This is a genomic window from Desulfobacter sp., assembly GCA_028768545.1.
In the GTDB taxonomy this organism is placed as follows: Bacteria; Desulfobacterota; Desulfobacteria; order Desulfobacterales; family Desulfobacteraceae; genus Desulfobacter.
Genome location: CP054838.1, coordinates 2,377,866 through 2,393,140 on the forward strand (window position 1 = coordinate 2,377,866; position 15,275 = coordinate 2,393,140).

At 47.2% G+C, this 15,275-nt stretch carries 10 protein-coding genes; 6 read left to right on the forward strand and 4 right to left on the reverse strand.

Annotated elements, in window-relative coordinates; translation table 11 throughout:
- Positions 1 to 18: 18 nt before the first annotated feature.
- Positions 19 to 1,359: a TolC family protein gene (locus tag HUN05_11405; protein ID WDP85662.1), complete on the reverse strand. Its 1,341-nt coding sequence runs from the start codon at positions 1,357 to 1,359 to the stop codon at positions 19 to 21.
- Between the two features lie 235 nt (positions 1,360 to 1,594).
- Here HUN05_11405 and HUN05_11410 point away from each other — a divergent pair, with 235 nt between their 5' ends.
- Positions 1,595 to 3,808, forward strand: coding sequence for an adenylate/guanylate cyclase domain-containing protein (locus HUN05_11410; protein ID WDP85663.1), 2,214 nt, complete (start codon positions 1,595 to 1,597; stop codon positions 3,806 to 3,808).
- A gap of 55 nt (positions 3,809 to 3,863) precedes the next feature.
- Here HUN05_11410 and HUN05_11415 read toward each other — a convergent pair whose 3' ends face one another.
- From HUN05_11415 to HUN05_11425, 3 genes are all read right to left on the reverse strand, one after another.
- Entirely contained in the window at positions 3,864 to 6,215 is a 2,352-nt protein-coding gene (locus HUN05_11415) for a GAF domain-containing protein (GenBank protein WDP85664.1), read from the reverse strand.
- 288 nt (positions 6,216 to 6,503) lie between these two features.
- Positions 6,504 to 7,637 (reverse strand): hypothetical protein, encoded by a 1,134-nt coding sequence (locus HUN05_11420; protein WDP85665.1) that lies wholly within the window; start codon positions 7,635 to 7,637, stop codon positions 6,504 to 6,506.
- A gap of 317 nt (positions 7,638 to 7,954) precedes the next feature.
- Entirely contained in the window at positions 7,955 to 9,124 is a 1,170-nt protein-coding gene (locus HUN05_11425) for an IS4 family transposase (protein WDP88036.1), read from the reverse strand.
- A 169-nt stretch (positions 9,125 to 9,293) separates the two neighbouring features.
- On the opposite strand from HUN05_11425, the gene HUN05_11430 reads away from it, so the two are divergent.
- From HUN05_11430 to HUN05_11450, 5 genes are all read left to right on the forward strand, one after another.
- Positions 9,294 to 10,508, forward strand: a complete 1,215-nt coding sequence (locus tag HUN05_11430) for an ISL3 family transposase (protein WDP85666.1) — start codon at positions 9,294 to 9,296, stop codon at positions 10,506 to 10,508.
- 134 nt (positions 10,509 to 10,642) lie between these two features.
- Positions 10,643 to 11,665: a glutathione synthase gene (gshB, locus tag HUN05_11435; protein ID WDP85667.1), complete on the forward strand. Its 1,023-nt coding sequence runs from the start codon at positions 10,643 to 10,645 to the stop codon at positions 11,663 to 11,665.
- Positions 11,637 to 13,373, forward strand: coding sequence for an ABC transporter substrate-binding protein (locus HUN05_11440; protein ID WDP88037.1), 1,737 nt, complete (start codon positions 11,637 to 11,639; stop codon positions 13,371 to 13,373). Before gshB ends, HUN05_11440 begins: the two co-directional genes overlap by 29 nt.
- Positions 13,374 to 13,394: 21 nt before the next feature.
- On the forward strand, positions 13,395 to 14,366 hold the full coding sequence (locus HUN05_11445) for an ABC transporter permease (GenBank protein WDP85668.1): 972 nt from the start codon (positions 13,395 to 13,397) through the stop codon (positions 14,364 to 14,366).
- 13 nt (positions 14,367 to 14,379) lie between these two features.
- Positions 14,380 to 15,273 carry an ABC transporter permease gene (locus HUN05_11450; protein WDP85669.1) on the forward strand — a complete coding sequence of 298 codons (894 nt, stop codon included), beginning with the start codon at positions 14,380 to 14,382 and terminating at the stop codon, positions 15,271 to 15,273.
- Positions 15,274 to 15,275: the final 2 nt, after the last annotated feature.

A 15,275-nucleotide genomic window follows, 5' to 3' on the forward strand; every position in this document is an offset into this window, starting at 1 on the left:
TCGGCAATTGCCCTGGCCTTAAAAGGAGAATAGATCAAGGTTTATTTTTCCCATGGAAAAGAGCAGATTATAGGCTGCGATTTTCATCTCTTCCCTTGCGGCAATGGCCGTGGCCTGGGCATTGATATAGTTGACTTCACCGTTAAGCACATCTAAAAGGGAGCGGGTGCCCATCGTTCTTTTTTTTTGGGCCAGGTCCAGAAATCGTTCTAGTATCCGGGTCTGCTGATCCAAAAGTTCTTTTCTCCGGGTCAGGGTGAAAAATTGTTCCCAGGAGTTGGCAGGCTGCTCTTGGACAAGTTTTTTTGAATGGTTTAAATGGGTGGATGCCGCACTCTTTGAAGCGGTTGCACTTTTTACCGCAGCAAGATCACTTCCCCCACGGAAAAGATTATAGCTGAATTCAACCCCTGCTGAATAATCCCGCCGATACCCCTGGACCTCGGCATCGTCATTTGCGTCAATATATTCACCAAACAGGTTGAATCTGGGGTAATAGGTGGATTTTGATATTTTGATATCCTGACGTCTCAGGTCCAGATCATATTGGGTCAGCTTGATTTCAGGATGGTGTTCAAGGGCCGTGTCAACGGCAGAGTCAAGGGAGGCCGGAAGGGCCTGTTCAGGCAATGGAACCTCTTGAAACAGATCAATCTGATCAGGATTTGGATAATAATAAAAAATGGCCTGGAACCGGTTTTTTGCCATCTGAAGTTCTCCCTCGGCCTCTACCCTGAGGGCCATGGCGCCTGCCAGCTGGGATTTTGCCTGGAGGACATCCGAGGTCAGGCCTGCTCCTTTATCCACCAGGGCCTTTTCTATGCCGGTCAGTTCCTTGATCCGGTTTTCAGAATACAGGACGCTTTTGAGTTGTTCCCTGGCCCGGACAATTCCGATATAAGCGGAGATTCCCTGTCTGAGCATCCGCTGGGTAACGGCTTCCTTGCCGGCCCGGGCCTGGGCCAGGGCAATCTCGTCCCGGTCAATGGTATGGATGGTTTTGCCAAAATCCGTGATGAGCTGGGTTCCCTTGAGCGTTACTTCATGCCGCCATTGATGGGTGGATTCGTTGAATTCTTTTTCAATCCCCTCTTTTCCGGCGTCTCCGTAAAGGTCAAGGGAGGGGTAGTAGAGCCCTTTGCTTTGTCTGAGCATGGTCTGGGCGGATTCCACTTTGTGGGCATAGGTTTTGATTTCCTGGTGATTTTCGACCAATTGGGACAGCATGGCATGGGGCGATGGATCGAACACAATTTTTTGGGGGGTATCTCCAGGTCCTGGAGAATTTGCCTGGGCAAAGGGTAAAAAAAAGACTGCGGCGATAATCATATACAGCCATACCAGATTCGTTAGTCTCATAAGATCAACCCCTCATGGATAAGAATTTTTGAGTTTCTGATGATCCCGAAATATAGGGATGACCAGGCGCATTGTTCGTATCTTAACTATATTGCTTTTTTTATTGCATAAATACCAGAGTGTCTTTAGCATAAACATTAACGACTCTTTGTTGTCAAGCATAAAAATCTTTGATCCACCAGCGGTATAAGGCGTTTTCATCTGTGTTCACTGAAAATTTCAGGCGGAAAAAGGCATGAGGATATTTAAGGCATTCAAGCAGACACGCTGGGCGATTTTAGGTGCAGGATTTTTTATCATCGCTGCTTTCGCCCTGTTGTACATTTACAGACCCCCCTATTTAAAGATGATGGAACTCAAGCTCTACGATGCCTTTCTTCAGCAGGTCCATACCCGGCCTGAAAATCCGAGTGTGGTTGTGGTGGATATTGATGAGTACAGTATAAAAACCTTTGGCCAGTGGCCCTGGCCGCGGTATCGGGTAGGGCTTTTACTCAAAAAGATCCAGATGGGCGGTGCCTTTGCCGTGGGCAGTGATATTCTGTTTGGAGAGCCGGACGGCACCTCACCCAAGGTGATCCGTGAGATGCTCAAACGCGATCTTAAGGTGGATCTTGGATTTACCGGGTTGCCTGAACAGCTTTGGGACAATGATCGTGTCCTGGCTGATATTCTGGCCACAGGCCCCTTTGCCCTGGGATTTTCTTTTTATTTTAAAGGTACAGGTGGAGGGGATAACCCAAAGAGTCTTCTGCCTTTTTTCAAGTCTGCCGTGGTCAAGGAACAAGGTGCAGGCGACCCTGTCCAATATCTGGTCCGGGCAGAGCAGGCCGTGCCTCCCTTGCCCCTGCTGATGGCTTCTGCCCGCAGGGCAGGGTATATGAACACCTTTACGGATATGGACGGGGTGCTGCGCCGGGTGCCCCTGATCATGGCCTGGAAGGGACAGATCTATCCCCACCTGGCCCTGGCCACCTTGATGACCGGTCTGGAAGGAAAGATACCTGATCCCGTGATCAAGGTGAGCCCCGGAGGCATTTCATCCATCAGGATCGGGTCTACCACGATTCCCCTTGAGGCGAACGGGGCCATTATGATCAATTATAAGGGGCCGGCAAAAACCTTTGATTTTATCCCGGCCGCCCATATCCTTGAGGACCGGGTTGAAAAAAATAGGCTTGAAAATAAAGTTGTATTTTTGGGTTCCTCAGCTGCCGGGCTTATGGATATCAGGGTCTCTCCCCTGGCAGAGGTGTATCCCGGGGTGGAGGTTAATGCCACCATTGTGGAAAATATTTTGAAAAAAGATTTTATATTCCGGCCGGACTGGGCCCCGGGCCTTGAGCTCGCCGCCATCTGCCTGTGGGGGATCATCACCGCCTTTTTGATCGGTCTTGCCGGTGCCTGGCTGACTCTGCCCATTACCTTGGTGCTGGGGGGCGGGGTGTATGCCGGTGGACTGTGGGCCCTTAAGGCTTATCATATATGGCTTTCTCCCCTTTTTCCCCTATTGGTGCTGGCGGCCAATTTTTCCTGCCTGACCCTGTTTAAATTCTGGTTTTCAGAAAAGAGGAAAAAATTTTACAGGTCTGCCTTCAGCAAGTACGTGTCCAAGGCCGTGGTGGATCAGATCAGTGAATCTCCTGATAAAATGAGTCTTAAAGGAGAAGAAAAAGAGGTCTCCATCCTGTTTGCCGATATCCGGTCGTTTACCTCCTTGTCAGAAAGACTCTCGCCTACCCAGGTGACCAACCTGCTCCATGATTATTTTACCCCGGTGACACGCCACATTATTAAAAACAAAGGCACCCTGGATAAATTTATAGGAGATGCCGTGATGTGCTTTTGGAATGCGCCCCTGGATGTGGAAAATCATCCGGCCCTGGCCGTCCAAACCGGGTTTGATATTCTGGCATCCTTAAAAGAGTTGAATTTAGTATTTGCCGATAAATACAAGATTCAAATCGATATCGGCATTGGGGTGCATTCAGGCAGATGCCATGTGGGCAATATGGGATCTGTGGATTTGTTTGACTATACCATTATCGGGGATAATGTAAATCTGGCATCGAGACTGGAGAGCCTGACCAAGTTTTATGGGGTAAAATTCATTGTCAGCGATCAGGTTAAGGCGCAACTGGAATTAGTTTATGTTTTTCAGGAATTGGATCAGGTCCGGGTCAAGGGTAAAACAGCTCCTGTGGGGGTATATACCCTGTTTTCAGCAGAGCTTGGCGATTCTAAGGCCCAGGAACTTTCAACCTATGAACAAGCGCTTGGTCTTTACAAGGAAAAATCCTTTGACCGGGGACTGTCCGTGTTTTCAGACCTGGTAAATCAATTTCCCAAGACAAAGATTTATCAGGTCTACAAGGAAAGGTGTGCCTATTTTATTTCCCATCCGCCTGAACCTGACTGGGACGGGGTCTTTGTTCATAAAACCAAATAGGCCGAATATTTCATAACCTGATCGAATCGTGAAATATGCGGGATAGGCCCTTGGATTATCCCGCCTTCATTTCAATGATGTTTTCCACCTTTGCGGCATTGTCCACCCCCACCCGGATGGCTTTGAGCCCTCTGACATCCGGCATGTCATCAAGTTCCAGAGTTTCCATATCATTGTGAAGTGTTCCCTTTGTGGTCAGAAAATCAATGTGCCGGCGGATCTCTTTTCCTTCGTTGGGGGTGGCATATACCAGGGCAATCCGCCCGGGCTGGGTCAGCCGTTCTCCGGTTCCCTTGACCAGGGCCTTATCCAGCCGGGACTTGATGATTTCATGGCGGACATCATAGGCACCGTCCACATCAAAGCGCTTTTCATCATACCTGAACCGGATGGACAAGGGGGTGTGGTTGACCAGGATGAGATGACAGGTATCCAAGGGCACCTTGAGCCGGGGTTTGATCTGTTCGGTATGCCAGGCAAGTCCGCAGGCCAGCATGATCTGCCACAGGGTCATGTCCTGGATGTGGAAGGGGGCCAGACGCTGGCTTTCATTCATGGAGGCTCCGATATACATCATATAGTCCACCCCGTCGGTTTGCCGTTTTTCAAAATAGTGGGGGAAATTTTCCTGGATCAGCCCGTCTTCTTTTTCTAAAAAAATGGACAGGGCCTGGTTGAGCTGGAACACGCTTTCTTCATAGTTTTTTCGTTTGTTGTAGATCATGCCGCGGTCCTGGTCCAGGGCATTTTCATATGCGTTTATCTTGTTTTCCACCCCAGGCCCCAAGGCTTTAAGATCTTTAAACGAAGGGGAAATTTCATGGTGGAGAAGGGTAAATACGGCGTTTTCGTCACTGGAGGTGACCCCTATTGAAATCTGATCCTTGAGGGTATTAAACCTGTATTTATACTCTTGTAGAATCGGCCAGGGTCTAAGTCGCTCGCTGGCATCCATGATATCAAGGGCCAGGGCAAGCTGGGCCGTGAGATCCTGCTGGATTCCTTTGTTCCGGGCCAATGAAGATCCCCTGATGTCTGACTGGCCGTAAAAGGGGATCACATCCTTGAATATAATAGGGGACATTTCAGAGGTGGTATCTCCATTTCGGATTCGTTCCATATGGCTGATGGCGGACTTTTCAAACCGCCATTCCACAGAAGGGTGAACCGCAGTGCATTTTTCCTTGATAATGGATTGGACATGCTTGTCCATTTCATCTATCCCCCGTCTTAAAGCCACTGAAAAAATCGGGGTCACCTGGTTCAGCAGCATGGTGTCCATGGGGCCTAAATCGTTGGGCGTGGCCGTAAAGACCTCAAGAAGCCCTATGGTCTCTCCCTGGTAGGTCAGGGGGGAAAGGAGCATGGATCTGATGCCCGCGGTCACAGCCTGTTGTTCGGCCGGCACAATATCTTTTTTTTGGGACAGATCTGCCACCCTGAACACCTCGCTGCCCTGGGCGGCCCTAAGCCATACAGAGTCTTTAAGATCGTCCAGGTGAAGATGTTTTGAATTGGAAAACAGGCAATTGATATTGGAGTTGTAGTCGTTTTTAAGCACCATGATCTGTTGGTTGCACACCGCAGCAATACCAATGGCGATGTCAGGCCGTTGAAACAGGGTCTGCATCCTTTTTTCAAGAAGGCCTATGCCCTGGGAAGAAAAAATAGATTCCTGGTCAATGAGGTCCCTTTCCAGAGCTGAAATCACCTGGGATTCAGTCACGTCCATGGCCCGGACCAGGTTGAAGCCTGAAAATTTATACTGAGCCAGGTCAATATATTCTCCAAGTACATCTAAGTCTGTAATATTATCCTGGATTCTGTTTTGATCGGCTTTGGACAATGGCCTGGGGGGGGACAACGCCTCTATATTGACAAACTGAAAATCGGTTGTCATGCCAAAATATCTGGACAGCCCGGTTTTTTGATCCGGGAGCACCTTGATGTCCAGGGCTTCCAACCGCTGGCAGGCAATGCCGTAGATGCGTTCTAAAACCAGCATATAGATTTTGAGCCGCTTATCATCTATTTGGGCCTGCAGGTTTTTTTCAATGACGGATTTTAAAAAATTGTCATTGTCCAGAAAGATGCGCTGGAACTCAGGGCTTACGAAAAAAGGGTCATAGGTACAGGGGGGCAGGGCGCCCAGAATTTCTTTTTCAAAGGTGGCCGGCGGAAAAACAGCCGACATGAGCGGCCTGATAATATCATAGTGCTCGTTGAGCACTCCGATGTCCTTGATATCCCCCTGGAGTTGTTCTGTCTTATAAAATTGGTCTTTGATGTGGCAGAACACGGCCTCCATGTGGCCGCATTGGTCTGCCAGTTTTTTTTCCCAAAAATCCATAAGCGGGGCCAGGCTGACACAGGCATTGATATCCTTACCCAAGATATTGTTTTCCATGACTTTCCTTTTTAAATGGTGAATATCCCAATTTAAGCACGGCCAAATTTTTGTCAATGGGCGTTCCAGGTCCAGAAGGGGAAAGGTCAGAAACTAAACCTTTGAATTCAAATGAACTCTTCCGGAGTAGAGACCCGGACAAAACCCAAAGCGGATTTTTATAAACCTCTCTTTAAATTTTTGTCCTTATAAATTTCCTTTTTTAAGGTTTTTATATCCTTCCAGTTTGATTTTCTTTTCCTGGCATTTATCCTTGATGATATTGGCGGCGGCCAGGTTCATTTTCTTTTAATGGTCATTCACCCTGACATTGAATCCGCAGTTAAAAGGGCCCAACCGGATGCTTTCGTCTTTGCCCTCATAGGCATCATAAATTTTGGTATAGGGATGGGCAAAGAGCCAGCGAAGCTGCATGGTGGTGACGGCATTTTCGGCCAGGCTGTCCATGAACCGGGTCAAATCCTTGAGATCCTGGTCCTCAAGATTGTTCCAGCCCAGGATGACATTGGCGTTGACCTTGAATCCATTTTCACGGCAAAAATCAAGGGTGGCAATGACTTCATCCATATGGGTGCCCTTGTTCAGGTATTTCCACATTCGGTCCGAGGGATATTCAATGCCGAATCCCAGGGTGGAGGCCGGGATTTTTCCATTGAGCTGAGCGACCACATCTTTGAGGGCCTGGGTTTCAGCCTTGGCTGCCCGCATAAAATACCGATATTCGATATCATCGCCCCTGGGCAGGGCCGGCAGTATTTTTCTGATGTGTTCCGGGGTCATGGACCCGGTATTCAGGCGGACGATTTTATGGCCTTTAAATTCAAGATCTTTAAATTCAAGTCCGAATTCTTTACGCTTCCTGGCATGGTCCATGGTGTGCTGGGCAATGGAGCAGAAGGGGCATTTTTTCCAATAGCAGAGGTTTTCAAGGGTATAGGAAAAATAGACCCGGCTGCCCTGGGGCACGGTGGAGGGAATTTCAAATTTCCAGGTGCCGGAAAATTCAGGCACCCCAAACAAGGACTCCATGCTCTGGCCGGTGAGTGTCAGGTTGGACGGCAAATCCCCTTCGACCTTAAAATGAACAGAATGCCATTGGTTTTCAACGGCACAACGTTCCGAGGCCACAGGACCGCCCACAATAAATTCGATTTCAGGGTATTGGAGGGCCCAGATATATGCCTGGTATAGATGGTTGATATACGAGGCCGAGATATAGGCCTTTCCTTTGCGTATGGGAAGGCAAACATCGCCGTATGCCTCTGCATCATACCAGAGATCGGGATCCTGAAGATGTTCCATCCAGAGAAAGTCTCCTTTGGATTTGCACAAGTCCCAGACATCTGAAAATCCGTTGCACAGATCAAACCAGCCAGAGTTTGTTTTACCGTAAAATTGAATAAAGAGGGTATCGTTCATCATAATATCCGTTCGTTGAAAAAAATTTGAGTTTAAAATTGATAAAATACATGAATTCAAATCGTTTGTCTCTCGCTTTTCAGATAAAAGCCCCAAATCCACCGCCTATTTTTATATTTGCTTAAATATGGGGATGTTGACAACCTGCAAGGAACCATATTGCGGCACTAAGTGAGCGACCCATGAGGTGGTTAAGTCATACTTCGCAGTGGGGAGCAAACCAAGGCAACCAAGAAGAAGGTGCTGTAAGGTGGATCAGGAAAGCGATAAGCGTTTGACAACTTGGGTTCCATGGCATAAGAATAGTCAGTGATGTCCGGTTAGGTTTTTGCTTGCTCAATAATTTTTTGATCTTTGACAATATTGTCCCTGTTTGAACGATGAGAGCCCTGCTCCTCGCAGCCAAACAGGTCATTTAGAATGGCGGTTCGCAGCTGCCGAACTCTTTTGATCGTGACCTTTTCATTAAACTGTTTTTGGCAATGGATTGCCAGTAACAGGTAAGTGATAAGGCCGCCAAGAATCTGAACCATAAGGCCGTATTCACTGCGGGCAATGAGATGATATACCTTCAGATGTTCTTTCCACCATTTGAAAAAATCCTCAATGGTCCACCGGAGTTTATAAATTGTTGCTATTTGTTCCGCTGTTAAATCATGCCTGTCAGTTGCCACATAGTATTTGACGCCAGCAATTTTATAGCCAACAACCCGAACAGGCCTTTTCGTCTGGTTTTGATTCGGAGTACCAAGTTTAACCAGTGCATCATAAAAAATGTAGCTGTCGGAAGGGGTCTCGTGGTTATCAATAATTGTTCTTGTTGTCCTGGTTTTTATACGGCAGACAAAATGTTTGCCTTGCTCCTGAAGCAGGTCAAATTCTTTATGGGATTGATATCCACGATCCATAACACCTGTTTGCCCCTTGGAAAGTATTTTGGGAACAAAAGTGCGTTCAGCGCCGTTGCCTTCAGTCAAAAAGATTTTGTTTGGGATTCCGTGATTAATGTCAAATCCGCAATGTACTTTGGCTTTTTTACTTCCTTTTCTGTAGTTCGCCCAGTGCATTGAAAGGACTGCATTTATGAGACTACCGTCAATGGAAACCAACTCTCCTAACTCGGCGTGTTCACCCGGATGACACTCAAGAGCCTGTTTATAAAGATCCTCAAAGATAAATTGCAGTTGTTCGAGTCCCCTGTGATTGATGGCTTCACAGAAACTACTACGGCTGATACCACCGTCTGGCGCAATATTTTCTTTAGCAAAAACATTCTCCTTGAGATCCTGAATTAAATGTCGGGCAGACTTGTGCTCCTGAAGATGGAAATAAACCAAAGCATTTATCTGGTCTTCGAATGTCATTTTTAAAGGGCGGTCTCCTCGAGATTGTAATTCCGGTGCTTTTGAAAGTGACTTTATCAGAGGGCACCTGAAATTGTCAAAGTTCAGGGACCGTAGTTGTTTTTTAGGGACTGAGATGTGCGTCATTTGAGCTCCTTGAGTTAAATTTTCAAGGCGCACAAAAATTTTTACGCACATTTGTCAACACAAAACAGACTGTTTTTTCAATGATTTTAGATGCTTTTTATATGCAACAACCTAACCGGACACTACTGAATTTTTTTGTGTTATTCGCACAAAATCGGAGAATGAATTAATGTCCACAAGCTTCATATACCATGCCTTTGGCCTTCGTGACTACTTTTATAAAACAACACGTTTCATCGGTGGAATAATCACTTTTGAACTCATACCAAAACCGGAGGCGGTAAAATGCCCGGAATGTAATTCCAGGTCCGTCACCAGGAAAGGGATTGTGACAAGAGATCTCAGAACAATACCGGTAGGTTCAAAACCCGTGATTCTCAGGACGGCTATCCAGAGAATTTGGTGTTCGTTCTGTCAATTTGTCCGGCAAATCAAACTATCCTTTGCCCAGGAGGGGAAAAGCTATACCCGGGCTTTTGAACGGTATGTCTTGGAGTTGTCTCAGTTCATGACAATCAAAGATATTGCCATCCATTTAAGGATCAGCTGGGATACGATAAAGCAGATCCAGAAAGAAGACCTGCTGAGGCGTTATCGAAAAATCCCCCTTGAGAAAGTCCGGCAGATTGCCATAGATGAAATTTCCATAGGGAAAGGGCATAAATACTTGACCATCGTGATGGATCTGGAATCCGGTAGAATTCTGCACGTGGGAGAAGGAAAAGGTGGTGAAGCTTTGAAATCTTTTTGGACAAAAGTGAAAATATCGAAAGCAAAAATCAAAGCCGTCAGCATCGATATGTCCCCGGCATACTTGAGTGCTGTTATTGAAAATCTTTCTGGTTCAGCAATTGTCTTTGACAGATTTCATGTTGTTAAATTGTTCAATGAGAAACTGTCGGATTTCAGGCGAAAGCTCTACAACCTTCTTGCCAATACCGGGCAACAAAAACTTCTGAAGGGAGTCCGGTGGCTTTTGTTAAAAAATCCCGAAAACCTCAGTGATGACAAGAAGGAGGCCCAACGGTTAGAAGAAGCATTGAAAATAAATCAGCCGCTATTGGTAGTCTACTACATGAAAGAGGAACTCAGGCAAATATGGAATCAAAAGAAAAAAGAAACAGCTGAAAAGATAGTCAGCAATTGGATCAATCTGGCCAATATTTCCAAAATTTCAATGTTGATGAAATTTGCCAAGACCTTGGCTGTGCACAGGCAAAGAATCCTTTCATACTATGATTACAGGATATCTACAGGTCCTTTAGAAGGGACAAATAACAAGATAAAAACCATGAAACGGAAAGCTTATGGATACAGGGATTCGGAGTTTTTCAGGTTGAAACTTTTGGACCTTCACAATAAAAGGTACGCATTAATCGGATGAACCTGATTTTAGATGCTTTTTATATGCAACAACCTAACCGGACACTACTGAAGAATAGTGGATCTTTAGTGTCTTTTCATGGAATAAATTTGTAGTATTGGATCAAGGTTTTGCTGCGTCAGAATGGAAAAAAAATGAAAATCGGGTTTTTAATGGATGAGCTGGGCCGGATAAATCCCAAATGGGAAACCACGGCATATCTCATGTATGAATGCAACCAGCGAGGGCATTCTGTGTTTTTTTTAGAACCCCATGACCTGTATATCCGGAACAACCATGTCGTGGCCCGGATGAGAAAGATTACCGTGGACCAAGATCTGGGAATTGAGGACTATTGGCAGGCCCTGCTCAATTGCCTGGACCAGGAAGAGCTGATTTTTGAAACGGTTACAGATCTGGATGTGCTTTTTCTGCGCAAGGATCCGCCCTTGAAATATGAGGTCATGGCTTTTTTAGGGCCGGTAAATGACCAGGTTTTTATGATCAATACCACCTACGGACAGGTCAATGGAAGCTCCAAGGCCTATATTCTTAATTTTCCGGATATTATTCCCCAGACCCATGTATCCCGCGATCCTAAGCGGCTCAGAAAGATCATTGATGATTTTGGCGGGGACATGGTGATCAAGCCCCTTCATGGCCACGGGGGCCATGGGGTGATCAAGGTCAGCAATCAGGACCAGGAAAATTTAAACTCTTTGATCAACTATTATGTCCGGTCAGGCAGGCCCTATCCTGAACGGACCCCCATCATGGTTCAGGAATATTTAAAAACCGTCAAAGACGAGGGAGATGTCAGAATTCTTCTGCTCAACGGAGAGATTCTGGGGGCCATGGGAAGAAAATCAATTTCAGGGGATTTCAGGACCAATGTCCATGCCGGTGCCAAAGCGTTTAAACATGTGATCACACCGGCCCAGAAGGCCATTTGCCAAAGGATTAAACCCCGGTTGATAAAAGACGGGCTTTACTTTGTAGGGATTGATATTATCGGAGACAAATTGGTTGAGGTCAATTGCGTGAGCCCCGGAGGTATTCCCAGGATCAACCAGTTTGATCGTGTCTCGCTTGAGTCAAAGGTTGTGGATTTTATTGAGGAGAGGATCATTGTACCCAAAAAACCTGAGGATGAACCCTTGGCTGAAACCTTGGGCTGATTGCAGTGCCCCGTTTTTTCTGCTGGCAGGGACAATTGTATTTGCAGCTGTTTTGTTTTTTTCCTGCCAGCAGAGTGAAAGAAAGCAATTTTTAAAAATCGGTCTGCCTGAAGAGCCAAGATCCCTGAACCTCTGGCTTGGAACCGATGCCAATTCCCGAAAAATTCTCACCCAGATTTATCAGCCCCTGTACAACCGGCATCCTGAAACCCTTGAAATTATCCCCTGGCTGGCAGCCGAAGATCCGGTTGTTGATGCTGACGGATTGACCTATACCATTGCCCTGCGCAAGGCCAAATGGTCGGACGGCAGTGATTTTACCAGTGATGATGTCCTGTTTACCCGCCAGCTTTTTTTTGATTTTAAAATTCCAAGGTATTATTCCAAATGGAAGATCATTGAAACACTTGAGGCACCTGATCCCCATACCCTGGTTTTTCATCTTAAAAAGCCCTCTGCCATATTCATGTCCCGGGTGATGACCGCCCCCATTGTATCCAGACGAGAGTGGGAGGCTGTGGCCAAAGATGCCATGACCAAAGAAAAACCCCTTCGCTCTCTCCAGGACCATGAAGTGGTCACCCCCATGGGCACCGGCCCTTTTATGCTTAGCGAGTATAAAAAAGGGGCCTATATCCACATGCAGAAAAACCCTTATTTTTTCGGTACGAACAAGACCATTGGCGGACACCTGCTCGGTCCCTATGTGGAAGATGTGCTCTACCGGGTCTACGGCACATCGGATGTGGCCATCCTGGCCCTGAAAAAGGGAGATATCGATTACTATTGGTGGGATATTCAGCCCGGGTATATCAAGGATCTAAAAGAGCAGGATAATGTGGATCTTTATTTTAACAAAAAAAGTGCCCTATATTACCTGGGATTCAACCTGAGACAGCCGCCATTCAATGACAGGGCCCTTCGCCGGGCCATTGCAACCGTGATTGACAAAAAATTTATCCTGACCCGGATCCTTCAGAATTTCGGCACGCCCATGCATTCCATCATCCCGTCGGGAAATCATTTTTGGCATAATCCTGATGTGGCCAAATACGGCCACGGCCAATCCAAAGAGGCGCGGATCAAGGCCGGGGTTGAGATCTTAAGGGCAGTTGGATATGCCTGGCAGACCCCGCCTGTGGACGAAAACGGAACCCTGGTCACGCCCTCTGACATCCTTTTGCCCAATGGGAAAAAGATGGATAAATTTGTGATTCTGACCCCGCCGGCAGATTATGATCCTAAACGGGCCTTTGCCGGGACCATGATTCAGGAATGGTTAAGAGCGCTGGGTCTGCCGGCCTTTTCAAGACCCATGGCCTTTAATTCCCTTTTGGATACGGTCAAGGGCAAGCATGAGTTTGATGCCTTTGTTTTGGGGTATGGAAAGCTGAACCTGGATCCGGATTATCTGCGCGCCTTTTTTTATTCCAAAAATGACAAGCCAAGGGGCTGGAACATGAGCGGGTACAGCAATGCTCATTTTGATGCGATTGCAGACATTCAAAGAACTTTGATCGACACAGGCGAACGCAAAAAACTGATTCTTGAGATGCAAAAAATTATTTTGGATGACCTGCCTTATCTTCCCCTGTACAATCCCCATATCATTGAAGCGACCCTGAACGAATATTTCGGGGGGTGGGTGGCCAAGGTGGACGGCATTGGAAACATATGGTCCATCTGTGTTGTCAAGCCGGTGGATTAAACCTCAAGCTTAGGGTAAACCATGAGAGTCCAGTATATCATTGCCAAGCTCATTGAGATTGTCATTATCTTTTTTGTGATTCTGACCCTCTTGTTTTTTCTATTCCGCCTGAGTCCGGGAGATCCGATTTCCAAAATTGTGGATCCCATGCTCACCCCAGAAGACATGAAACATATGATCGCCCAGATGGGGCTGGACAAGCCTGTTTGGGAGCAGTATCTCATCTACGTGGAAAATTTTTTCAAGGGCAACTTCGGGGTTTCTTTTCACTATGGGGAACCGGTGTTTCAAATTATCAAAAATCGTCTGGGATGGACGGTTCTGCTGTTTACCACCTCCACTGTCATGGCCGCCCTGGCCGGGGTCTTTCTGGGCAAAATTTCAGCCTGGAACAAGGGCAGCCGTTTGGATAATGTCATGTCCATCTCAGCTCTGGTCTGCTATACCCTGTTTATTCCCTGGTTTGCCCTGATCCTGCTCTGGCTCATGGGGTTTAAGTTTGGACTGTTTCCATTGGGCGGGGTGCTTTCTCCTGAGCTATGGGTTGCAAAGACCTCGGTTCTGGTCAAATTTGTCGATATTTTACACCATATGGTGTTGCCCCTGATGACCCTTTTTATCATCAATCTGGGATCCTATCTTCTGCTCATGCGTTCTTCCATGCTTTCGGTGCTCAGGGAGGATTATATTATCACGGCAAGGGCCAAGGGCTTGAGTGACCGCGTTATTCGGGACAAGCATGCAGCCAAAAATGCCGCCCTTCCCGTGATCACCAGTATCGGCTTAAGCCTTGCCTTTTCCATTAACGGGGGAGCGCTCACCGAACAGATTTTTACCTGGCCGGGCATTGGCCGGGAACTTATTTTTGCCGTGAGTAACAATGACTACCCCCTGGCCCAGGCCTGTTTTTTATTGATCGCCCTGGTGGTACTCACGGCCAATTTGATTGTGGATCTGCTCTATGCCTGGCTGGATCCGCGGATAACATATTGAGAGGGATGACCCTGTGCTGAACAATCACTATATCCAAAGGTTTGTCAAAGGCTGGGGGATTTTTATTCAAAATCCCGTGGGCAAGGCCGGTCTCTTTATTCTTCTGGTTTTTATGGCCATGGCCATGGCCAGTTTTTTTCTTCCCCTGTTCAGCCCCATGTACAACGCCATGACCGGGATCGATCCGAATATTAAAATCTCCACCCCCCCAAGTCTTGGGCACTGGCTGGGCACGGACAATGTGGGACGGGATCTTTTTGCCCAGCTGCTTGAGGGCGCCAAGGTCGCCTTTATCGTGGGGCTTTCCTCGGCCTTTTTTTCCATTGTGCTGGGCACGGTGATCGGTATGGTTGCAGGGTATGCCGGCGGATGGATAGATGCTTTTCTCATGCGCATCGCCGACATTATCATGGTCATGCCCTCACTTGTAATCCTGTTGATTCTGGCCTCCCTCTTTGGCCAGTTTAATATCTGGCTCATTGTGTTTATCATTGCCATTATGCGCTGGCCGGCCGTATCCCGGGTGATTCGTTCCCAGACCCTTTCTTTGAAGCAGCGCCCCTTTATCGAGGCCTCAAAAGTGGCCGGGGCCTCATCCGCAAGGATTATATTTCACCACATCATGCCCAATGTGCTGCCCCTGGCCTTTTTGTACATGACCTTCCGAGTGACCAGCGCCATCCTTGTGGAGGCGGCCCTGTCTTTTTTGGGGTTTGGAGATCCCTCCCAGGTCAGCTGGGGTATGATGCTTCAATGGGTGTGGAAGTCCGGTCATATGTTCCAGGCGCCTTATTGGCTGATTCCGCCGGGCATCAGCATCTCCCTTCTTACCCTGGCCTTTTACATGCTGGGCCGGGCAATGGATGAGGTGCTGGACCCGAGATTAAGAAAGGAGGGGCAGTCCTGATC

What these genes read in the sequence shown, in the direction of transcription:
- HUN05_11425 (WDP88036.1), bottom strand. Translation starts at nt 9,124, where the DNA reads ATGACGCACATCTCAGTCCCTAAAAAACAACTACGGTCCCTGAACTTT.
- HUN05_11445 (WDP85668.1), top strand. Translation starts at nt 13,395, where the DNA reads ATGAGAGTCCAGTATATCATTGCCAAGCTCATTGAGATTGTCATTATC.
- HUN05_11405 (WDP85662.1), bottom strand. Translation starts at nt 1,359, where the DNA reads ATGAGACTAACGAATCTGGTATGGCTGTATATGATTATCGCCGCAGTC.
- HUN05_11420 (WDP85665.1), bottom strand. Translation starts at nt 7,637, where the DNA reads ATGATGAACGATACCCTCTTTATTCAATTTTACGGTAAAACAAACTCT.
- HUN05_11430 (WDP85666.1), top strand. Translation starts at nt 9,294, where the DNA reads ATGTCCACAAGCTTCATATACCATGCCTTTGGCCTTCGTGACTACTTT.
- gshB (WDP85667.1), top strand. Translation starts at nt 10,643, where the DNA reads ATGAAAATCGGGTTTTTAATGGATGAGCTGGGCCGGATAAATCCCAAA.
- HUN05_11410 (WDP85663.1), top strand. Translation starts at nt 1,595, where the DNA reads ATGAGGATATTTAAGGCATTCAAGCAGACACGCTGGGCGATTTTAGGT.
- HUN05_11415 (WDP85664.1), bottom strand. Translation starts at nt 6,215, where the DNA reads ATGGAAAACAATATCTTGGGTAAGGATATCAATGCCTGTGTCAGCCTG.
- HUN05_11440 (WDP88037.1), top strand. Translation starts at nt 11,637, where the DNA reads ATGAACCCTTGGCTGAAACCTTGGGCTGATTGCAGTGCCCCGTTTTTT.